General features: G+C 59.1%; 19 protein-coding genes and 3 tRNA genes. 8 read left to right on the top strand and 14 right to left on the bottom strand.

Features of this window, described 5'->3' with window-relative positions; translation table 11 throughout:
• Positions 1-395: 395 nt before the first annotated feature.
• Together ACZ52D_RS14195 and ACZ52D_RS14200 are read right to left on the bottom strand one after the other, a co-directional pair.
• Positions 396-1,337, bottom strand: a complete 942-nt coding sequence (locus tag ACZ52D_RS14195) for an Abi-alpha family protein (protein ID WP_464441703.1) — start codon at positions 1,335-1,337, stop codon at positions 396-398.
• 30 nt (positions 1,338-1,367) lie between these two features.
• On the bottom strand, positions 1,368-2,735 hold the full coding sequence (locus tag ACZ52D_RS14200; protein WP_464441704.1) for a hypothetical protein: 1,368 nt from the start codon (positions 2,733-2,735) through the stop codon (positions 1,368-1,370).
• Between the two features lie 210 nt (positions 2,736-2,945).
• On the opposite strand from ACZ52D_RS14200, the gene ACZ52D_RS14205 reads away from it, so the two are divergent.
• Entirely contained in the window at positions 2,946-3,383 is a 438-nt protein-coding gene (locus ACZ52D_RS14205) for a hypothetical protein (protein WP_464441705.1), read from the top strand.
• A 17-nt stretch (positions 3,384-3,400) separates the two neighbouring features.
• On the opposite strand, the gene ACZ52D_RS14210 is transcribed toward ACZ52D_RS14205, so the two are convergent.
• The 7 genes from ACZ52D_RS14210 to ACZ52D_RS14240 all read right to left on the bottom strand — a co-directional run bounded on the left by ACZ52D_RS14210 (position 3,401) and on the right by ACZ52D_RS14240 (position 9,619).
• Positions 3,401-3,775 carry a hypothetical protein gene (locus ACZ52D_RS14210; protein WP_464441706.1) on the bottom strand — a complete coding sequence of 125 codons (375 nt, stop codon included), beginning with the start codon at positions 3,773-3,775 and terminating at the stop codon, positions 3,401-3,403.
• A gap of 17 nt (positions 3,776-3,792) precedes the next feature.
• Positions 3,793-4,845 (bottom strand): hypothetical protein, encoded by a 1,053-nt coding sequence (locus ACZ52D_RS14215; protein ID WP_464441707.1) that lies wholly within the window; start codon positions 4,843-4,845, stop codon positions 3,793-3,795.
• Positions 4,846-4,850: 5 nt separating this feature from the next.
• A complete protein-coding gene (locus ACZ52D_RS14220) occupies positions 4,851-5,717 on the bottom strand; it encodes a hypothetical protein (RefSeq protein ID WP_464441708.1) in 867 nt (288 codons plus the stop codon).
• A 361-nt stretch (positions 5,718-6,078) separates the two neighbouring features.
• Positions 6,079-8,076: a tyrosine-type recombinase/integrase gene (locus ACZ52D_RS14225; RefSeq protein WP_464441709.1), complete on the bottom strand. Its 1,998-nt coding sequence runs from the start codon at positions 8,074-8,076 to the stop codon at positions 6,079-6,081.
• A 140-nt stretch (positions 8,077-8,216) separates the two neighbouring features.
• Positions 8,217-8,291 (bottom strand) — tRNA-Asn (locus tag ACZ52D_RS14230).
• Positions 8,292-8,556: 265 nt separating this feature from the next.
• Positions 8,557-8,631, bottom strand: a tRNA-Asn gene (locus tag ACZ52D_RS14235).
• A 70-nt stretch (positions 8,632-8,701) separates the two neighbouring features.
• Positions 8,702-9,619 (bottom strand): MBL fold metallo-hydrolase, encoded by a 918-nt coding sequence (locus ACZ52D_RS14240; protein ID WP_464441710.1) that lies wholly within the window; start codon positions 9,617-9,619, stop codon positions 8,702-8,704.
• An 84-nt stretch (positions 9,620-9,703) separates the two neighbouring features.
• On the opposite strand from ACZ52D_RS14240, the gene ACZ52D_RS14245 reads away from it, so the two are divergent.
• Entirely contained in the window at positions 9,704-11,023 is a 1,320-nt protein-coding gene (locus ACZ52D_RS14245) for an ATP-binding protein (protein WP_464441711.1), read from the top strand.
• A gap of 70 nt (positions 11,024-11,093) precedes the next feature.
• Here ACZ52D_RS14245 and ACZ52D_RS14250 read toward each other — a convergent pair.
• A tRNA-Ile gene (locus ACZ52D_RS14250) sits at positions 11,094-11,169 on the bottom strand.
• A 316-nt stretch (positions 11,170-11,485) separates the two neighbouring features.
• On the opposite strand from ACZ52D_RS14250, the gene purM reads away from it, so the two are divergent.
• From purM to rnd, 3 genes are all read left to right on the top strand, one after another.
• Positions 11,486-12,532: a phosphoribosylformylglycinamidine cyclo-ligase gene (purM, locus tag ACZ52D_RS14255; protein ID WP_464441712.1), complete on the top strand. Its 1,047-nt coding sequence runs from the start codon at positions 11,486-11,488 to the stop codon at positions 12,530-12,532.
• On the top strand, positions 12,529-13,125 hold the full coding sequence (gene purN, locus ACZ52D_RS14260) for a phosphoribosylglycinamide formyltransferase (protein ID WP_222453384.1): 597 nt from the start codon (positions 12,529-12,531) through the stop codon (positions 13,123-13,125). Before purM ends, purN begins: the two co-directional genes overlap by 4 nt.
• A gap of 84 nt (positions 13,126-13,209) precedes the next feature.
• Positions 13,210-14,367 carry a ribonuclease D gene (rnd, locus tag ACZ52D_RS14265; RefSeq protein ID WP_222453383.1) on the top strand — a complete coding sequence of 386 codons (1,158 nt, stop codon included), beginning with the start codon at positions 13,210-13,212 and terminating at the stop codon, positions 14,365-14,367.
• A 91-nt stretch (positions 14,368-14,458) separates the two neighbouring features.
• Here rnd and ACZ52D_RS14270 read toward each other — a convergent pair whose 3' ends face one another.
• Complete coding sequence (locus ACZ52D_RS14270) at positions 14,459-14,968, bottom strand: hypothetical protein (protein WP_417472266.1); 510 nt, start codon at positions 14,966-14,968, stop codon at positions 14,459-14,461.
• A gap of 137 nt (positions 14,969-15,105) precedes the next feature.
• Here ACZ52D_RS14270 and ACZ52D_RS14275 point away from each other — a divergent pair, with 137 nt between their 5' ends.
• Positions 15,106-15,516 (top strand): SufE family protein, encoded by a 411-nt coding sequence (locus ACZ52D_RS14275; RefSeq protein ID WP_222453381.1) that lies wholly within the window; start codon positions 15,106-15,108, stop codon positions 15,514-15,516.
• A 64-nt stretch (positions 15,517-15,580) separates the two neighbouring features.
• On the opposite strand, the gene ACZ52D_RS14280 is transcribed toward ACZ52D_RS14275, so the two are convergent.
• Together ACZ52D_RS14280 and ACZ52D_RS14285 are read right to left on the bottom strand one after the other, a co-directional pair.
• Positions 15,581-16,291, bottom strand: coding sequence for a DUF1638 domain-containing protein (locus tag ACZ52D_RS14280; protein ID WP_464441713.1), 711 nt, complete (start codon positions 16,289-16,291; stop codon positions 15,581-15,583).
• A 1-nt stretch (position 16,292) separates the two neighbouring features.
• Positions 16,293-16,991 (bottom strand): corrinoid protein, encoded by a 699-nt coding sequence (locus ACZ52D_RS14285; protein WP_222453379.1) that lies wholly within the window; start codon positions 16,989-16,991, stop codon positions 16,293-16,295.
• Between the two features lie 221 nt (positions 16,992-17,212).
• Between ACZ52D_RS14285 and ACZ52D_RS14290 the strand changes: the two genes are divergently transcribed.
• Together ACZ52D_RS14290 and ACZ52D_RS14295 are read left to right on the top strand one after the other, a co-directional pair.
• Positions 17,213-18,292 carry a PA0069 family radical SAM protein gene (locus ACZ52D_RS14290; RefSeq protein ID WP_464441714.1) on the top strand — a complete coding sequence of 360 codons (1,080 nt, stop codon included), beginning with the start codon at positions 17,213-17,215 and terminating at the stop codon, positions 18,290-18,292.
• A gap of 71 nt (positions 18,293-18,363) precedes the next feature.
• Positions 18,364-18,642, top strand: coding sequence for an acylphosphatase (locus ACZ52D_RS14295; protein ID WP_222453377.1), 279 nt, complete (start codon positions 18,364-18,366; stop codon positions 18,640-18,642).
• Between the two features lie 132 nt (positions 18,643-18,774).
• Here the strand turns inward: ACZ52D_RS14295 and bmt are convergent, their stop codons facing one another.
• Complete coding sequence (gene bmt / locus ACZ52D_RS14300) at positions 18,775-19,794, bottom strand: betaine--homocysteine S-methyltransferase (protein WP_464441715.1); 1,020 nt, start codon at positions 19,792-19,794, stop codon at positions 18,775-18,777.
• Between the last annotated feature and the right edge of the window lie 150 nt (positions 19,795-19,944).

Here is a 19,944-nt window from a genome sequence, read left to right on the forward strand (position 1 = left end):
TGGCGGGGGCGTTTCGGAATTTACTGCGTTGCCCGCTTTTGGCGGCGCCTCAACGGCCTTCAACGAAGGCATGACAGCGGGAGAGGTGTTCAACGAGATCGAGTCAGGGGCGATCCAGCGAACGCAACGGTGCGTTGCCTTGGGCAAGCAATCCAGATCTGTCTTCTGATGTAGTGCTTTTTGTGCTTTTCAACCCGAATGAAGAGGGGTTGGCTCCGGCGGTAGGGCGCGCAATGCACCATCAACACTACTGAAAACAAACGATCTTTCGCTCCGAATATCTCATCGAATCCGGATGTGTAAGAGTCTGTGCCACGATTGTTGCTATAGAGCAAGTTCTTGGCGCTTACAGTTGCATACCTACACTGCGCAAATGTAGGCGTAACAAATGTTTCCTACAGTAAACCACACGCTTCGGCAAAGCGCGTTCCAAAAGCGGTAAACTGAACTTCCAAATTGAGTTGCGGACCGAACGCATGCGGCGAGAAAAGTTGCTCTGGTGCAGATGCTTGCCGTTTTGCAATCTCCTGGGTCTCTCGAAGGCTTTCGTGGAACTCTTCAAGTGCCTGAGCCACATCCCTTTCATCACGAATTCGTGGCCCAAAGGATGACAGGTTATGAAACTGTTGGACTGGTGTTCTCTCAATAACACCTTGCCTCATTAGGTTGTCGGCCCAACTTGGTGATCCTTTTTCGGCCAGCCCATATTCTTCGGACTTTTTTTGAATGGCCGCGACCGCTCGTTTTTGAAGCTCCGCATTCTTCTTCCGTATTTTCTTTGCCTGATCCTCTTCCTCGGGCGTAAAACTCATAAGAGATTTGGGCGTAAATTGCTCAAAATTCTCTCCTACTTCTGCGTCTGTCCGTTGGATAAAGGCAAGCAGATCTATGATCTTCGCATCCATTGGCGAAAGGCTTTCAAGGATGCTGATATACGGCCGCTCAGCTTCTGTTTCTGCGTCAGGCTTGAGGGCGCGTGCGAAGAGGCCAGCCCACATGCCCCGGACATTTTCATCATCGGCCAGTGATAGACCATTCATCAGCAGATGAAGCTCTTCTTCCTTGGGCGGTGTAATGTCCTTCATGTCCACGTCGGCAGCATCAAGCTTCGCGCGCACTTCTTCCATGCCAAGTTTGGCGTTCAATTCACGTTTGCGCCTCACCCGGTCTCCGAGAATGCCAATACCATCCGCAACAAGGTCCCCCACGGCTTCAGCAGGCTTCCGAAGCAGGCCTCGGACCACATCGCCGAGTGCTGCATCAATCTCTTTGCCAACACTAACATCTATGGAAGTTTTTGGGCTACCGCCGCCTTCGCTCACCACGACATACTCCAATGCATGTTTCTATTGTCTGACCTGATTTTCTTACGGTTCAACGTCCTCATCGGAGACGCTCTGGGGTGAGCCATTGGGTCGACCCTTTGTTGCCTTCGATGCGCCGCTTGTCCCAGTAAGACCGACGATTGCGTTCTTTTGTTCGTTAACGAAATCCATCAGCTTATTCTTCGCGTCAGGGACTTCTGCGAAGAACGCTTTGATGGTCGGATTGTCGAGCGCCTCTTGCAGGGGTGAGCTGTGATCGACCTGCGAGACAAAACGGCTGGGCAACTCATCAAGTCGGGTCAGGGCAGAGCCAAACAGTTGCTTGGCAAACTCTTGATCAAGATTAACAGCTTCCTTCCTGTAACCTTCGTAGGCCTTTGAGATCGAAGCTTTGAACGCATAGTCCTCTGCCAGCTTGAAGCTTTGCCCAATGTTTTTTGTCGAAAGCCACGCAAGCCAAATGGGGCCACCCACCCCCAGAACGGTGACTAAGAGATTGAGTAGGATGACGGATGTCGATGCGTTGTTGCTCAATAGGCTCTCGTATGCTTCGAGCCTGAAATATCCGATCCCGACGGCGCAACCAAGAGCTACCGCCAGCAGGAAGACCCAGAACCAACCTGTTTTGGTCAGCGATTTTGATCGAGCCTCAAACGCACCAGCGAGACCGGCAGAGGTAGTGATACGGTAATTTTCATTGCATCTATCAACAAGTTGCTGTGATTGGTCTGCCAGTGACGAAGTGTCCTCATGCAGACTCTCAACCTTTGAGCGAACCGTTTTGGTCTCTTCCAAGTTGTTTTGAATAAGAGCGGTATTTTTCTGCGCTTCAGCCAACAGCTTTCTGAGTTCACCATTGTTGCGTCGCAGTTCTTCCATGTCGGTGGGAAGCTGCTCAGCGGCATCGTGCGCTGTTTCTATGGCTTTGATTTTTTCTTGAAGGCTCTCAGTGCGAGGGCTGAGATCCGCAAGGCGCTTCTCAATGCTGTTGATTTTTCTTGAAAGGTCTTTGGGGATGTATCCTTTCGTCTTGACTTTGTCCCAGTCCACATCGGCCGGCCGAGCCGGAAGATTGGCGTTGCAAAACAGCAAAAAGTCAAACGTAGATTTTGCGACTGAATACGGATCGCTGGTGAAATTGGCAAAATCGACTTGCTCGGCTTGGTTGGCGATAAGCGCCCAAAACTCATCCGCTGCGACGGTTTCAGGCTTCCCCTGATCCTCTGCCAGTTCACGTAGCCTGTTCGCAACTTCCCTTGCCAGAAAACAGGCATCTTCCGGAGTAAGTGCTGCCGCAGGCCAGTTCCTTTCCTTGAAAGTCGTGTCCCGTGGAATATGAGGAAGCCAAATCTGTTCGACACGATTTGCGATCCCTTCAAAGGCGACAGCTACTTCTTCAAGAGTCTTCATAATCTACTCGCTGATTTCAAATGCCACGTTGACCTATACCAAGCATAGAACCTGAATTGAAACACCTGAGTGGGATCAGCTTCAGATTGTGGGTGTCAGTTTCCAAGACTGACCCAATTCCGCCCCAAGAGCTATCAAACTCGCTTTGTAAATAGCGGGTTACACCCATCTCCCGTTAGCCAAACGCGTTAGACTAACGGAGATCCTCACATGACCGCGCAAATCGTCAATATCACCCCTGAAGTTGAAGCCGCAATCCACGCAGGTGAGCTGGCCAAAATCGAAATCACCGAAGCCCGCATGAGGCTGAAAGACGGTGTTTTCACGCTCAACGCCAAAGATCTTTTGCCCCAAAAGACAGAACCTAACGGAGACAAGAGTAAACCCAAATCAGGCGCGGAACGGCAGCGTGCGCTGGCTGAACGTAAGAGAGAAGCTGGTCTTGTCAGGGATTGGGTTCACAAAAGCGTTCTTTCGATGGCGAAAGAATTCGGCAAGCCTGAAGAGTTTGCGGCGGAAATCGAAAGGCTGCGGGCCCGTGCAGAAGAGGCTGAGGCAATGGTCGTTTCAGAAAAGCAACGTGCCGATGCCGCCGTGGCCGAGGTGCAGCGACTTAAATCCCGGCGCTGGTGGTGGTTCTGGCGCTGACAACCCCGCGCCTTGGGCTATTCGCCCAGGGCGCAGTCCCCGGCCATTCTACTTCGTTGCGGGATAGCGCCGGGGGCGTCGTCGTTATCCACCCTCGGACGCTTTCGCAGTCTGATCCCGCGTCGCGCGGCGGCTTCGATCAAAGCCACTTCTACATCAGTCAGGAAATCATAGATTTCGACTGAAGACATGCCCCATCCCTGAAACCTCATAAGATCCACATGCGAACACCTGCCACCGTCTACAACGACAGGCAGGTCCCACGGATCTTGATAAAAGAACGGCTCCAGTTGCAGGGAATAATAGGCCAGCCTGTCGCGAATTTTGATGAAATGCAGAAACTGTGGCGGCACATTCAGGATGCTGTAGTCACGCTCTTCCAGGTCTTTCATGAATTTCTGCTGGGGTGTCATCTTACGTCCTGAGATTCAAAACTCTGATCCAAAATCAGGTTCAGCTTGCGGGATACACCGTGGCCGCTTGCGATCCTGATATTGCGAACGGTTTTCGCATCGCGCCTGACTTGAACCTCTTGCTTGTCCAGAGTGGCTGCACGGCGCGCAGAGAACTGCTCAAAGGCTGATTTCTGCTCTGACAGCGCCTTCTGACCTGCCAGCAGTTCCGCCTCTCTCTGCGCCAAAGACTGCGCCTGTGCCTTATTCCGCGCTGCTTCTTGCTTGTTTCGCTCCCGCGCCACGCGGTCAGCTTTCGAGAGCGCTCGGGCATTGTCATGCAGGCGCTCGCGGTCCTTTCTCAGGCCATACTCTTCAGGCTCCACCCTATCCCTCGCGGTGAACTTTTTACGTTCCGGCGGCATGACCTCGGATAGCTGCATTTCACCACGCAGATATTCAAAGAAGGCGTCTTGCAACGCTGATCCTTGTGCTCGTGTATCGTCGCGCGGAATGGGCTTGCCTGTCTTACGGTCGATGAGCGCTTTGCCCGTTTTCTTGTCTGTCTTCACATATCGCTTGCTGGCCTGCTCTTTGGAGAACTTGGACACGCTGGCTTTCTTGACGACGCGCCCATCTTTGTAACGAAAATCGTATTTCGGTAGCAGGAAAGCATCCACGGTGTGCCTTCCAGTTTCATCGCGGTCGAGACGAGCGGCAAACACGGCATCGCCCCCATGAAACTCATTCAAGAATGTCACAGCATGATCGAGCATCCGCTGTTGCTGCGCCTTGGCTGTCCCGTCGATGAGGTCGGTGGGAAACTGCACAAGCGCATGGATGCAGGCTGTGCGGCCCGATTGCTTGACACCATCCATGTGTCGTGCGCGGGCCGCTGTCAGATCCAGTGTGCCGTAAACGAGCGGTTCTTCATCCCGCACGCGGCGCTTCTGGCTGCTTTCATCCTGCCGTTTCCCGTGCTTCTCTGCGCGGCTCAGACCCGACGATTTCAGCGCTTCCTGCCGCACCGCGCCTGACTTTCCCGCATTCTGTTTTTTGTCGTTTCGCATGGGGTTCAGGTAAGGCAGAAATTATCCGATCCAAAAATCGGATAACCCGCTAACCCTTTTGCTGTGCGCAAAAGGCAGGCCCTCCGGGGGGGGGCTGCGTTATCTTCAGCCGAGGTTTTCGCTTTAGGGGACACAGTCCAGATGCGAGTAGAAATCGCCCGTTTCAGAAAGCGCCCCTCCGGCCACTCGGTGTCTTTGTGGCGCATCCGTATCACGACATCTGTGTAGCCTGGGCGCGATCCCTCTTGGACAAGCAGCACGGCGAAGGTGATCTTGGTTTCATCAGCCCATTTTTGCAGTTGGGGGCGCAAGTGCCGCTGGATTTGGCTTGGAACAAGATTGGGCAGCGTATGGTCCGGTTGGGCGCCATATCCCTTTTGAGGCCCCAGCAGGCGAAATTCAGGCCTACGCTTTTTACGATGAAGCGGGATCTGTGCAAGCAACGCACCGCCAAACTTGCCATGACACAGAGCGATTTCGCTGGCGTCGATCAACCCATAGACATCCATGCCTGCCATTACGTCAAAGAAGTTCTCAGAAAACCGCCAAGTCAGGTAACGACCATTCGACGCAATTTCGAGATGATCGAAGATCCCGGGGATGGCGACCAGCTCGGCAACGGGTTTACGCAGAAAGCGGCTTGATCCGGTTTTGGACGGGAACCCCAGCTCGCGGAGTTCGGCGACCAAGACAAAGTGGTTCTGTGATCCTTCGTCTCCCTCGAACATGGGCCAGCCTTCTTCGGTTTGATCTTGCAGGAAGATTAACGCGAGGAAAAGCTTGGCTGTGGCGGCAGAGAACCCGGCCATTTTGATGAACTCCGCCACATATGCAGAGATGCGAAATTTGGTGTGATTGTAGTGCATTTTCATGTTCCTTTCTTGGTAGGCGGAACATGGGAACGTGGGCTTTGGGGCAAAAAGATTCCGGTAAAGATTTTCTGCGCATATGCTGGTGCGGTCGCCCCCCCTGCGAAATCACCTGCAAAAGTGCTGACGTAAGTCGCCAGATCCTACGGAAAGCCTGCATGCGTGACAATTTTGAACCCATAAGCTACTGATGGCGTGTAGAAATCCCCACACAGAAATGATGAAACATAGAAATCCAGAAACCGGGAAATGACATTGGTTTAGATGTGTTAGAGGGCAAACAGGTTGCCCCGTCTGCCCAAACTCAACACCTGTTTCCAAGTGGCTACCGCTCAAATTTCCTGTGCAAAGGAAGGTTCGCAGGTCACACCACGTGCAAGCGTTTTCGCGTTGCTTGCAAGTCAGACACTTTCGCCTTCTTGCTATCGGCAAAGGGGCTTTGGATCATCGAAACGTCGATGTCCACACGCTGCACAATCTCGTGCAGATATTCGAGATCATGACCATCGCCCCCGTAGTGCTTGAGGTTCACCGTATCCATCTCATGCCCCATCAGGATGTGGCGCAATTCACTCTCGGTGCGGGCCTTGATTTGCTCGACGTTGAACTGCGTGCGGAAGCTGTGAAAGTCGATGCGCTTTTCATAGACATCGTTGGCCTTGCGGAAGCGTGTAAAATCCTTTGTGAAGTTTTCTGACAGGGTTTTGCGGTTCTTACCACGCGTCAGGTGCGGGAACAGGCGATCTTCACCTTCGCGCCGCCGCATAGCCACCAGATCAAGGAAGCCAAGTGCAATCAGACTGTTGTGGAGAGGCACACGGCGCGTTGCCGCTTTGGATTTCAAACGCTGCCATGGTGCGCCTACCTTGATATCGAAATAGACAATACCGTTTTCGGTCCGGATATCGTCAAGGCGCAGCTGTAGCACCTCTTCTTCACGTAGACCGTGGAGAACCGCAATAATCACCGCCCAGAACAATGGATCGCCAATGTCGGTAATCTGTCCTTGGAATAGCGGGGTTCGGAACAGCTTCGGCAACTCATCTCCCCAGATCTTACGGCTGTTGTCTTCTTGCAGAATTTCGAGACGTTCCAGCTCCCCCTTGGACCACATTACATATTCCATGAAATTCTCTGAGAGGTAGCCAAGGGCCTCCATATAGCGCACGACGCGTTGGGCGTCCTGCATATGCCGATAGACCGTGTTCACGCGAAGCCGCGCGATGTTTTCCTGATGCTCAGCGGCTTCGATGTTGCCCTGACTTGCACCGGCTTTTTTTAACTGCGCGTGAACAAGCGCCTTGTTTTTCTGCTCCTCAAAGTCCGTCGCCTCAACGATTTCGCGGATCGTTCGGATTTCCTTGGAGGATTTGCCGTGGTTCGCTGGCACCCTCTGGATGATCGAAAACGCCTCAATAAAATCCGCTTTCGTCAGATCGCATAGCTGTTTGTCGCCAATGACGTCGATCATCAGCTTAGCGTTGGCCTTCAGATTTGAAAACGAGTTTCGCTCCCAAGACTCGCCTTTGGCTTTGACTGCAAGCTCTTCCGGTCGCTTGCCCTCTTTGCCCGCCAAACGTGCCTCACTGTATTTTTCATATGCTTCCGACAGTTTGATAGACGCCTTTTTCGGCGCCTTTGGGGGCGAAGGTTGGATCGGTTCAGACGCGGTCGGTGGCGCGCTGACAGGCGCAGAAGTGGTTGCGGTCGCAGGCTCTGCTACCATTTGAGCAACGGGGGCTGCATGAACCGCAATGGCCGCAGGTTCTACACGATAGGCAGGCATTGAGGGCGCAGCGTCCGCCTTCATCGCCGTCTCAAAGAAACGGCTGCGGCCAGAGAAAACACCCTGATCACGCTGTGCCCGCTCAACACTCAGATCCAGCAAAACGCGGGTCGCCTCATAGGCCAGAGCCACCCAATCACTGTTATCTTCGGAAACCTGCACGCCCAGACGCTCCGCCGCAGCGCGGACAGGCTCTCGCGCCACCTCTCTGTTGCGCAAAAGCAGGGCGTCTCGCAAGGTCGCTTGCAGCGCGTGTTCGCGTTGCAAGGCCTGTTGCGCTTCTTCACGGGTGCGTTCAGGTGCAATGGCGCGTGCGTGGTCCGATGCTACGATTTCAAATCGCACCAATTCGGTCAAAACCCGCTCCATCAGACCTGTTTCCATGTTCGCAACGCCTCTCGAATAGTCGAAGGCAAGGGAGCTGAGCCACGTCAAACGGCGGGCCAGCACCTCGGCCTCACGAACCACATCGGTCTTCAAGGAAAATACGAAAAACCGGTTTGAGGCGTTTTTTGAAAAAAGTTCCGGGACGCGCCGCCGCCAGTAAAACGCCGATGGTCTGCGTTCCAGATGCAAGCATGGTGTTGGTCTTCTCAATGCTCCGACTCCCACATGGGGTTTGTGTAAACGGATGTGACAGAGAATGTGCCCAGAACGACAAAAGCGCCCCAAGGTGGAGCGCTTTGTCGTTTATTTCCAACCTCTTAGAGGGAGATTGGCTCCGGCGGTAGGGATCGAACCTACGACCAATTGATTAACAGTCAACTGCTCTACCGCTGAGCTACGCCGGAATGTGAGGCGTGATATAGAGTTATCGTTCTTTGGCGTCCAGAGGAAAATTGCGGGTTTCGTGAGATTTTTTGCGAAGTTCAGAGGCCCTTGGGTGCCGAGCCACAGGCACCGGGAGCGGTGACCTCTTGACCAACTGTTTTGTGGAAACAGCGATCGCGCGTTGGCGGGATTTTAGAGCAGCGCTTGAGGTCGGACGGCAGAAACAGCTCATGCATCAGAAAAGAAAAAGGGCTTAGCGATGGTACGCTAAGCCCTTGAAACTTTTGGCTCCGGCGGTAGGGATCGAACCTACGACCAATTGATTAACAGTCAACTGCTCTACCGCTGAGCTACGCCGGAACGGTGCGTGCCGTATAGCGGCCTCTCGCTGGGTCGTCCAGAGGGGAGGAGCAAGTTTTTTCAAAAAAAATCAGAGATCGGCGCACTCGAAAACAGCATCGGCTGTCAGGGCCCCTTTCGGGCGCGCCAGAGCGCGTCCTGTGAGGTCGACAAGATGGGCAAGAACATTGCGTTCAGCCGCTTTCAGGAGCGCGGTGGGGGTGTCCGTATAGACCATTCGCGCCAGATCCGAGGCCGTCTCTGGCCCCTGTTTCAACGCGCCAAGAATTGCGGCCTCGCGGTTCAAGCGGTGCTGGATCAACCAGTCAAGTCGAGTGGCGGGGTCATGGACCGGTCGGCCATGGCCAGGATGGAAGACACGCCAATCCCGGGCGCGCAGGCGGCGGCAAGAGGCCATGAAGTCGGTCAGATCGCCATCCGGCGGAGACACCAGAGAGCTTGCCCAGCCCATCACATGGTCAGCGGTAAAGCAGGCGTCCCCCCATGCGAGGGCGATGTGGTTGCCGAGGTGGCCGGGGGTGTGGATCACTTCCAGCTCCCAATCGGAGCCTTTTATGACCTCGCCATCCCTGAGCGTGATGTCGGGGCAGAAGTCGGCGTCGATGCCCTCGCCGCCGCCCATCAGGCCATTTTCGACCAGGCGCGTCATGGCGGCGCTGCGCCCGGCCAGCGGGCCGCCATAGGCCAGCACCGGCGCGCCGCATGCCCGTGACAGCGGCGCGGCGAGGGGGGAGTGATCCAGATGGCTGTGGGTGACGATGATATGGCTGATCCTCTGCTCCGGTCGCACCGCTTCGAGAATCGCCTGCAGGTGGCTGTCCGAAAGCGGCCCCGGGTCGATAACCGCCAGATCAGTGTGCCCGAGCAGATAGGTATTGGTCCCGCGGTACGTCATCGGGGATGGATTCGGCGCCAGAATGCGGCGCAGGCCGGGTTCCAGAATCTCTGCGGTGCCCACGGTTGGGTTGAATTCGTCGTCTGCCTGCATCGGCCTGATCCTGCTGTTGGCATACCGGAGGGCGTTTCTCCGGTTCGTCTTTTCTATTTTCCTGCCAGCCTATAGGGTCTGCCCATGATTTTCCAATGGCTCAAACGATACGTGCCCCGCAGCCTCTATGCGCGTGCCGCGCTGATTCTGGTGGTGCCGGTGGTGGCATTGCAAATCGTGGTATCGGTGGTGTTCATCAAGCGCGATCTCGAAGATGTCACGGTGCAGATGACAGCTACGATCCTGCGCGAAATGCGGCTGGTTCAGCAGGTCCTCAACACCGCGCCGGACCGTACGGCTGCTTTGGCGCAGGCCTCGAGCATTTTGCATCCCCTGAACATGCAGCTTCAGTTTCTGTCCCCCGGCGCGGCGCCGCCCGAGGACGTATTCGGGCTGACGGAGTTTTCCGGCCGGGTGGTACGAGAGGAGATGAGCAAGGCGTTCCCCGCCTTCCTGGCGATACAGTTCCTCCCCGAACACCGCGTGCGGGTCTATTTCGACACTGTTCATGGTCCGGCAGAGCTGGTGCTTGACCGGCGTCGCCTGACAGCCGCAGCACCGCATCAGCTGATTGTCACCATGTTGCTGTTTGGCCTGGTCATGATGTTGATTTCATTTCTTTACATGCGGAATCAATTACGCCCGATCAAACGCCTGGCCAACGCGGCAGAGGCTTTTGGCCGCGGGCGCGTCGTCCCGTATTCACCGGCCGGAGCATTGGAAGTACGTGCGGCGGGCAGTGCGTTCCTGGATATGCGGGCACGCATCGAACGCCAGATCGAACAGCGTACGCTGATGCTGTCAGGGGTCAGCCACGATCTGCGCACGCCGCTGACGCGGATGAAGCTGGAATTGGCGTTGCTGGACCCGGAAGACGCCGCACCGATGCTGCGCGACGTCGAGGAAATGCAGGCGCTGCTGGATGCGTTTCTGGATTTCACCCGTGGCGCGGCGGTCAGCGAGCCGGAGAAGCTGGATCCCGAAGCCTTCGTGGCGGAGATCGTGGCTGGCTGGCAACGGCAGGAGAAACCGGTGGTGCTGGCGCAGGTGTCCGGCGGTGGGGAGGTCACGCTCCGGCGGCAGCCGATGCGCCGGGCGGTGGAGAATCTGATCTCCAATGCCGTGCGGTACGGCTCACAGGCCAAGGTCTCCCTGACGCTGACGGAGCGCTCGATGCGCATCAGGGTTGAGGATGACGGTCCCGGCATCCCGGCTGAGCAACGAGGGGATGCGGTGCGACCTTTCACGCGCCTTGATCCGGCGCGCAATCAGGATCGTGGGTCCGGTGTTGGCCTGGGACTGGCCATCGTCGCAGATACGGCGCGTGCGCATGGCGGCACCTTGCGACTGGGCGAAAGCACCGAACTTGGTGGGCTGCAGGCGGATATCGTGATCGCGCGCTGATGCAGGCTGTCTCGGCCCTCGTAGGCCGGGGCTTCGGAGACGGCGGCCGGTGAAATTGGCTTTAGTGGAATGGTAGGCCCGGCAGGATTCGAACCTGCAACCAAAGCGTTATGAGCGCTCTGCTCTAACCGTTGAGCTACAGGCCCGCCACGCTTGCTGGTTAGGGAATGCCGCGCGGGAGGTCAAGCGGTGATTGAGCGCGGGAAGGCCGCCGCTGGCTGACGCTGGCTTGACTGTCGGCACGGTGTGGCACCGAAACAAAGTGACTTGCGCTGTGGGGGTGCGCGCGGAGTGCCATGGGAAAGACTGTAAACCACCGGGGGTGTCGCTTTGGCTTTTAGGTCACTTGGGAGGGCGTCATCCCCGGTCTGATGCGACCCTTGCGGGGGTGGCGCAATCCCTTGTTCCCTTCTGTCGCGCCTTGCGTTAAAGGCTGCGCAACCCAGTTGAAGGAGCCAGATGATGACCAGCGGCAAGAACGGCCTGACCTATGCGGACGCAGGTGTGGACATTGATGCAGGCAACGCTTTGGTCGACCGGATCAAACCGGCTGCCAAGCGCACCAACCGCCCGGGCGTGGCCAGCGGGCTGGGTGGGTTCGGCGCGCTGTTCGATCTGAAGGGCGCAGGTTACAGCGATCCGATTCTCGTGGGCGCCACCGACGGTGTCGGGACCAAGCTGCGCATTGCCATCGACACCGGCCACGTTGATGGCGTCGGTATCGACCTGGTCGCCATGTGTGTGAATGATCTGGTCTGCCAGGGGGCCGAGCCGCTGTTCTTCCTCGACTATTTTGCGACCGGCAAACTGGAAACGGAAACTGCCGCCCGCATCATCGAAGGCATCGCCGAGGGCTGCGTGCGCTCCGGCTGCGCGCTGATCGGCGGCGAGACGGCTGAGATGCCCGGCATGTACCCGGAAGGTGATTTTGACCTCGCGGGCTTTGCCGTGGGCGCGATGGAGCGCGGCACCGCTCTGCCCGAGGGCGTGGCAGAGGGCGACGTGCTTCTGGGGCTGGCCTCGGACGGTGTGCACTCCAACGGCTATTCGCTGGTGCGTAAGCTGGTCGAGGTTTCGGGGCTTGGCTGGGACGCGGACTGCCCGTTTGGCGAGGGCACGCTGGGGGAGGCGCTGCTGACGCCGACGCGCCTGTACGTCAAACAGTGTCTGGCCGCGGTGCGGGCAGGGGGTGTGCATGCGCTGGCCCATATCACGGGCGGCGGTCTGACCGAGAACCTGCCGCGTGTGCTGCCCGAGGATCTGGGCGCCGACATCGATTTGAACGCGTGGGAACTGCCGCCCGTGTTCAAATGGATGGCCGAAACCGGCGGCATCGCCGAAGCCGAGATGCTGAAGACCTTCAACTGCGGCATTGGTATGATCCTGTCGGTCTCTGCCGACCGTGCGGACGCGCTGGTCAAGGTGCTGGAAGACGAGGGCGAGAATGTCGTGCGCCTCGGCACCGTCACCAAGGGCGCGGGCATGCGTTACACGGGCAAGCTGCTGTGAGCCACAAGCGGGTTGCCATCCTGATTTCCGGCGGCGGCTCCAACATGGTGTCGCTGCTGGAAAGTATGACCGGAGATCACGCCGCGCGCCCGTGCCTGGTGTTGGCCAACAACGCCGATGCGGGCGGGCTGGCCAAGGCCGCCGCCGCAGGGGTCAAGACGGCGGTGGTGGATCACCGGCCGTTCAAGGGCGATCGCGAGGCATTCGAGGCGGAGTTGGTAAAGCCGATCCTGGCGGCGGAAGCCGACATTGTCTGCCTGGCCGGCTTCATGCGGGTCTTGACGGCTGGCTTCGTCTCTCAGTTCGAAGGGCGGATGCTGAACATCCATCCCTCGTTGCTGCCGAAGTACAAGGGACTTCACACGCACGCCCGGGCGCTAGAGGCGGGTGACGCCGAGCATGGCTGCACTGTCCACGAGGTCACACCGCGTCTGGATGACGGCCCGATCCTCGGTCAGGCAAGGGTGCCAGTGCAATCGGATGACACCCCGGACACGCTCGCTGCGCGTGTATTGGTGCAGGAACATCTTCTGTATCCCGCGGTGCTGCGGCGTTACGCAGCGGGTGACAGAACGCCGGTTCTGCTGGGCTGAGCGGCGATTGGCCGGGTTGATTGCATTGCCGTGGCCAAGCGCGTATCACATGCCGACCCAGATGAGATTGAAAAGCCGTTATTGATGAAAACTCTGACCACAACCGAAGAATTGCAGGCGTTCTGCAAAGACGCCGCCCAGCACCCCTATGTCACTGTGGATACTGAGTTTCTACGTGAACGAACCTATTACTCCAAGCTGTGTCTGATCCAGCTGGCCTATTCTGGCGACGGCGAGAACGACGCCGTGCTGGTGGACCCTCTGGCGGAGGGGATTTCGCTGGAGCCGCTGTACGATCTCTTCCGAGATGAAAATGTGGTCAAGGTGTTTCACGCGGCCCGGCAGGATCTGGAAATTTTCTGGGTCGATGCGGGGGTCTTTCCCAAGCCCTTGTTCGACACCCAGGTGGCTGCGATGGTCTGCGGCTTTGGCGAGCAGGCGGGCTACGAGACCCTGGTTCGCAAGATCGTCAAGCAGGGGTTGGACAAGACCTCGCGCTTCACCGACTGGTCGCGTCGCCCTCTGAGTGAGGCGCAAAAGACCTATGCGCTGGCGGATGTGACCCATCTGCGCAAGATTTACGAATTCCTTGCAGCCGAGCTGGAAAAGAGTGGCCGGTCCCATTGGGTGGCCGAGGAATTGCAGGTTCTGACCGACCCTGCGACCTATGATATCCAGCCCAGGGAAGCCTGGAAGCGGGTCAAGACCAGAACGACGTCGGGCAAGTTCCTGGCGGTCGTGCGGGAACTTGCGGCGTTCCGCGAGGAATACGCCCAGAGCAATAACGTGCCGCGCAACCGGGTCTTCAAGGATGATGCGCTGGTGGAATTGGCCTCGACCAAGCCGCGCACCCCGGCCGAGCTTGGCGGCTCTCGTCTGCTGTTGCGTGAAGCCCGCAAGGGCGCGATTGCCGAGGGCATCCTCGCGGCGGTCGCCAAGGGCGTGGCTTGCCCGCCGGAAGACCATCCAAAGCCTGATCGCAGCAAGGAAAAGATGCAGGTGAACCCGGCGCTGGCCGACCTTCTGCGGGTTCTTCTGAAGGCCAAGACCGAGGCGGAGGGCGTCGCTGCCAAGTTGATTGCCCCCAGCACCGATCTGGACGCGATCGCTGCCGGTCAACGGGACGTGCGGGCGCTTCGCGGCTGGCGCCGTGAGGTGTTCGGAGAAGATGCCTTGCGGCTGTGCGAGGGCCAGATTGCGCTGGCTGCCAAGGGGCAGGCCGTGCAGGTGGTCGAGCTGTAATATCCTGCGGGCGTGCAGAGCTGCACGTCGAGGTAAAACGCGGAAACTTAATAGGAAAACGGCGCCCTGTTGTCAGGGCGCCGTTTTTTCATCAGCGGCGGCGGCTTTCGCGCGCGTTTGTCGCGCCATTCACCCTGACGACGCGAATGGCTGCCAGTTCCTGCGAAGACAGGCTGCGGGCGGCATGAACCGTACGGGTGGCGGCTGGACCGACGGGGGTCGGCTCCTGCGGGAATGTCACCCGAAATTCCAGAGTGAGCACACCGTCTGTCGCTTCACCTGCGCGGCGCAGCTCGACGTCATAGGCGCCCTGCCGGCTGGTGACCGCGGTGGCGCGAATGATGGCGCCGGTCGGGGTGGGCTCGATCTGCAGGTCGGTGATCTGATTTGCCAGCACGCTGCGATCCACCGCTTCGGGCCGGGAGAACACGCCGCGTTTGCGGCTTTCTTCCGGGATCAGCGGGTTGGTCCCCTCGGCTGCAACCACTTCAACCGGTTCAGATCTGCCGAACCAGTTGACCGGATTGATCCGCGACTCCTTCCAGCCGCACCCCGCCAGCACCAGCGCACCGGCCAAGGTCAAAACCAAGGGTTTTTGCATCTGTCCCGCCCCACTCAAAATGTGTTTGTTAGGAAGTACCCGATTGGGTGCAGCTTGAAAAGCGGTTGAAAAGGGCGGGGCAGGGGCTTAGGTGCTGAACAGTCCCGATAAATGCCGCAACTGAGGATGGACCGACAATGGCCGCAGCCGCCTTTGAAGAGATCGTGGAAGACTTCGAGTTCATGGAGGACTGGGAGGACCGTTATCGCCATGTGATCGATCTGGGCAAGGCGATGGAGCCGCTGGAGGATGCGCTGAAGGTCCCGGCGACCAAGGTCGATGGCTGCGCCAGCCAGGTCTGGTTGCATGCGGTTGTCGAGGGTGGCCGCTTCCGCTTTGATGGCGACAGTGACGCGATGATCGTGCGGGGACTGATCGCGGTGCTGCGCAGTCTCTACAATGGGTTGCCCGTCGCCGAGGTTCCCCAGGTGGACGCGAAGGCGGAGCTGGGGCGGTTGGGGCTGAACGACCATCTGTCCGCGCAGCGCTCGAACGGACTGCGCGCGATGATCGAGCGGATCCGGGAAACCGCGATGGCGCAGGCCTGACGAGGCCGGGCGAGGGGGGGTGCCCCTCGTGCTTGGCGGCGAATTTCAGGAAAGATGCGGGCGGCTATTCGGCCCAGCGGGTGATGGCGGTTTCCAGGTCGCCGTAGCCGGTGTGGCGGTGTTCGAATGCCAGCCCCATGCGTTCGGCGCAGTGACGGGCTTTCTCCACCAGCGCAGGATCGCGGGTCTGTGACTGGTAGACCAGCTTGGTGTAGTTGCCGAACACCATGTCCCGCAGCTCCGGGTTCCTGTCGAGACCCATCGGGCGCCAGACGAAGGCGTCGAACTGCTTGACCAGGAAGTCGGTCAGGTAGAAGGCGGTGATTTCGCCCTCTTCGGCGTGTCGGGCGAAGGTGTCATTGCCCTCGAAGAAGGAATAGCAGTGCGGGCCCGCCACCATTTCGACGCCCAGCTCGGCGCATTTGCGCTCCAGCGCGCCGCCGGTGCCGCAGTCGGCGTATACCACATAGATCTTGTCATAGACCGATGAATGCTTTGCCACGGCGCCTTCGATGGCGTCGGTGATCTGCTCCGGGTAGAGGTGCAGCTTGGCAGGCAGGCAGGTGAGGTCGATGTGATCGAGCCCGTTTTTATCCTTGATATCAAGGATTTCACGCGCAAGCGCGCCGCAGGCGATCAGCAGGATGCGGCCGGTCTTTTTCTCAGGGGCAGCCAGACCCTGTTCGGTGAGGGAGCTTTCCTCGAGTGTTCGCCCGGTCGGCGGGCGGAAGGCAGCCCGCTCGGTCAAGCGGGCTGCGCGTCCTTTGCGTGCCAAATCAGGCGCTCATCGAGTTGTGCTTGCGGGCGACCAGTTCCTTGGCCATTTCCACTGCAACGGCGGCGTCGCGGCAGTAGCCGTCCGCGCCGATGGCCTTGCCGAACTCCTCGTTCAGAGGGGCGCCGCCGACCAGCACGATGTAATCGTCGCGCAGACCCTGCTCCACCATCGTGTCGATCACCACCTTCATGTAGGGCATGGTGGTGGTCAGGAGGGCGGACATCCCCAGGATGTCGGGTTTGTGCTCGGCAATGGCCTCCAGGTAGTTTTCGACCGGGTTGTTGATGCCGAGATCGACGACTTCGAAGCCCGCACCTTCCATCATCATGGAGACCAGGTTCTTGCCGATGTCGTGGATGTCACCCTTCACGGTGCCGATCACCATGGAGCCGACGCGCGGTGCACCGGTTTCGGCCAGCAGCGGCTTCAGGATGGCCATGCCGCCCTTCATCGCGTTTGCGGCCAGCAGAACCTCGGGGACGAACAGAATGCCATCGCGGAAGTCGGCGCCGACGATGGTCATGCCACCCACCAGGGCCTTCGTCAGGATGTCGTAAGGCGCCCAACCGCGCTCGAGAAGGATGTTCACACCTTCTTCGATTTCCTCTTTGAGACCATCATAGAGGTCGTCAAACATCTGTTGAACGAGCTCCTCGTCATCGAGTTCCGAGAGGATGATGTCTTCTTCGTCCGACATGCGCCTATTCCTTGCTGACGGGCTGCGCCCCGTGTTGGCCTAGTTTTGGAACTTTTGTGACAGATTGCCGCTATGCGACTGCATTATTTGCGACATTGCTACAGTCCGAACCGACGTATAGAGGCAAAAATGACGATTTGATAATTCGGATTTTGCATGGAAATCTTCGTTTCCATTCATTTGTTCTTTATTTGTTCTCTTTGATGGCGCATATTGTGGCCATGACAGACATCGATGTGACCGTTCCGATGCGCCGCAAAGCGCGTGCCAGCCTCAGCAATGCGGCAGGCCGGTTCGATATGGGGCGCGCGGACGTGGATGACGGCTGGTCGCGGGACGACGCGCCTGAGGTGATTCCCACCGAGTTGAGGCTTGAGACCGCGCGCAGCCTGATTTCTTATAACCGCTCGCCCGATTTGCCGTTTGACCGCTCCATCAACCCATATCGGGGCTGCGAGCATGGCTGCATCTATTGTTTTGCCCGCCCGAGCCATGCCTACTTGGGGTTGTCGCCGGGAATGGATTTCGAAACCCGCCTGGTGGCGCGGCCGAACGCGGCAGAGGTGCTACGGCGCGAATTGTCGGCACGGAAGTACAAGGTCGCGACGCTCGCCATCGGTACCAACACGGATCCCTACCAGCCCTGCGAACGCGATCAGGGGATCATGCGCGCCTGCCTGGAGGTGCTGCGCGATTTCAATCATCCCGTGGCCATCGTCACCAAGGGCGCATTGGTGGAACGCGACATCGACATCCTTGCGCCCATGGCGGCCCTGGGGCTGGTGCGGGTGGGGGTGTCGGTGACGACGCTGGACGCGGATCTCTCACGCCGGATGGAGCCGCGCGCGCCGCTGCCTGCCCGGCGGCTGGCAACGATCCGGCGTCTGTCGGAGGCAGGCGTGCCGGTGCGGATCATGACCTCGCCGGTGGTGCCGGGGCTGACCGACCATGAGCTGGAGGCGCTGTTGGCGGCCGGTGCGGAGGCGGGCGCGGATGCGGCGAGCTGGATCATGCTGCGGTTGCCGCGCGAGGTGTCGGAGCTGTGGCAGGAATGGCTGGCCGAACACGTTCCGGGCCGGGCGGCCAAGATCATGGCGCGGTTGCGGGAGATGCACGGCGGGCGCGACTACGATCCACGTTGGGGCCACCGCATGCGCGGCGAGGGGCGGTATGCCGAAATGATTGGGCAGCGGTTCAAGGCAGCCTGCAAGCGGCTCGGCCTGCAGGAGCGCACGCCGCCGCTGCGCTGCGACCTGTTTTCCCGACCGCCGCAGCCCGGTGATCAACTGGCGCTGTTTTGACGCTGGGGGAACAGAATAATCGGCCCAATCGTGGTATGATGCAGCGTCACTAGTGGAAAGGAAGGTGGGCGATGTCTGCCGTAGCAGTAAAGGCGCGCGTGACCGGACGCGTGCAGGGCGTGGCCTTCCGCGCCTGGGCCAAGGCGGAGGCGCTCCGCCACGGGCTGACGGGTTGGGTGCGCAATGAGCCGGATGGATCTGTGCGGGCGTTGCTGATCGGGCCAGCGGCCAGCGTCGCGGACATGGTCAGACGCATGGGGCGTGGCCCCGGAGCGGCCTCGGTCACGGATGTGCGAACGGAAAAAGTTGAGCCGGATCCGCAGCTGAAGGACTTTCAGATCCTGCGTTAGGTGTCCCGCCACGAAAGATCGGCTGAGCGCGCTCAAGCCGGATCGGAAGGTGCAGACGGGGAGGGGCTGCGGGATAGAAACGCGGCACCGCAGGCAGTTTGCGGTGCCGCTTGTTCTGTGGGCCGCGTTGCCTCAGGCGCGACGGCGGCGGCGCGAACGGCGCTCGCCACCGGTATTGTCGTCGTCTCCGGTGCCGTCGCTTTCGGAGGTGAACGGTCCCAGCACTTCGACGATCTTTTCCAGCGCGGGGCGGTCGCCGCGCGGCCGGGTGTCGAGTGCTTCGCGCATAGCGCGCAGGTGATCTGGCATGGTGCCGCAGCAGCCGCCGATGATCTTGGCACCTGAATCCCGGGCCATCACGGCGTATTCACCCATCAGTTCCGGCGTGCCGTCATAGTGGATATGGCCATCGACATACTTGGGAATGCCGGCGTTGCCCTTGGAAATAATGGCGCGCTCGGTGCCTTGGGCGGCAAAGCCCAGCACGGTGCGCAGGATGTCGGATGCGCCGGTGCCGCAGTTTGCGCCAAAGGCCAGCGGGGCATTGTCGAATTCCTCGACCAGCTTGGCCAGATCAGCAGAGGTCACGCCCATCATGGTACGCCCGGCGGTGTCAAAGCTCATGGTGCCGCACCAGGGCATGTCGGCCAACTTGAAAGCCTCGGCCGCGGCGCGGAATTCCTCGGGCGCGGAAATCGTCTCCAGCCACAGGACGTCGACGCCGCCTTCCTTGAGCGCATCGGCCTGTTCGTGGAACATCTCGACCGCGACGGCATGGGACATGTCGCCCACGGGCTCGAAGATTTCGCCGGTGGGGCCGACGGAGCCGGCCACGGCAATCGGGCGACCGGCCTTGTCGGCGACTTCGCGCCCCAACTCCGCGGCCGCACGGTTCAACTCGCGCACGCGGTTTTGCGCATCGTGCAGTTTCAGGCGCGCGGCGGTGCCGCCAAAGCTGTTGGTCAGGAACAGGTCGCTGCCTGCGTCGACAGATCCCTGATAGAGCGCCATGATCTTCTTGGGCTCGCTCACGTTCCACAGCTCGGGTGCATCGCCGGACTGCAGGCCCATGGCAAACAGATTGGTGCCAGTCGCGCCATCCGCCAGCAGCACGTCGCGTGTTTCCAGCAGCTTGGTGAAAGTATTGGTCATTGGCCTCTTCCCGTATCAGTTAACCGGCCCGGCGGGCCGGGCGGTAAAAAGGGTATCCCGCCCCTGTGTCACGACGGGACCGCAAGGGCAATTCCATTTTATTCATCTTCATTATGAACGCCGTCCGTCCTGCGGGCCCGGCAGGCGACG

It is taken from the genome of Leisingera sp. S2M4 (assembly GCF_055398055.1).

Coding starts and splice junctions, on each gene's coding strand:
- ACZ52D_RS14205 (WP_464441705.1), top strand. CDS start 2,946: ATGACCGCGCAAATCGTCAATATCACCCCTGAAGTTGAAGCCGCAATC.
- ACZ52D_RS14215 (WP_464441707.1), bottom strand. CDS start 4,845: ATGCGAAACGACAAAAAACAGAATGCGGGAAAGTCAGGCGCGGTGCGG.
- ACZ52D_RS14240 (WP_464441710.1), bottom strand. CDS start 9,619: ATGCAGGCAGACGACGAATTCAACCCAACCGTGGGCACCGCAGAGATT.
- ACZ52D_RS14220 (WP_464441708.1), bottom strand. CDS start 5,717: ATGAAAATGCACTACAATCACACCAAATTTCGCATCTCTGCATATGTG.
- rnd (WP_222453383.1), top strand. CDS start 13,210: ATGAAAACTCTGACCACAACCGAAGAATTGCAGGCGTTCTGCAAAGAC.
- ACZ52D_RS14275 (WP_222453381.1), top strand. CDS start 15,106: ATGGCCGCAGCCGCCTTTGAAGAGATCGTGGAAGACTTCGAGTTCATG.
- ACZ52D_RS14210 (WP_464441706.1), bottom strand. CDS start 3,775: ATGAAAGACCTGGAAGAGCGTGACTACAGCATCCTGAATGTGCCGCCA.
- ACZ52D_RS14290 (WP_464441714.1), top strand. CDS start 17,213: ATGACAGACATCGATGTGACCGTTCCGATGCGCCGCAAAGCGCGTGCC.
- ACZ52D_RS14270 (WP_417472266.1), bottom strand. CDS start 14,968: ATGCAAAAACCCTTGGTTTTGACCTTGGCCGGTGCGCTGGTGCTGGCG.
- bmt (WP_464441715.1), bottom strand. CDS start 19,794: ATGACCAATACTTTCACCAAGCTGCTGGAAACACGCGACGTGCTGCTG.
- purM (WP_464441712.1), top strand. CDS start 11,486: ATGACCAGCGGCAAGAACGGCCTGACCTATGCGGACGCAGGTGTGGAC.
- ACZ52D_RS14245 (WP_464441711.1), top strand. CDS start 9,704: ATGATTTTCCAATGGCTCAAACGATACGTGCCCCGCAGCCTCTATGCG.
- ACZ52D_RS14295 (WP_222453377.1), top strand. CDS start 18,364: ATGTCTGCCGTAGCAGTAAAGGCGCGCGTGACCGGACGCGTGCAGGGC.
- ACZ52D_RS14200 (WP_464441704.1), bottom strand. CDS start 2,735: ATGAAGACTCTTGAAGAAGTAGCTGTCGCCTTTGAAGGGATCGCAAAT.
- ACZ52D_RS14285 (WP_222453379.1), bottom strand. CDS start 16,991: ATGTCGGACGAAGAAGACATCATCCTCTCGGAACTCGATGACGAGGAG.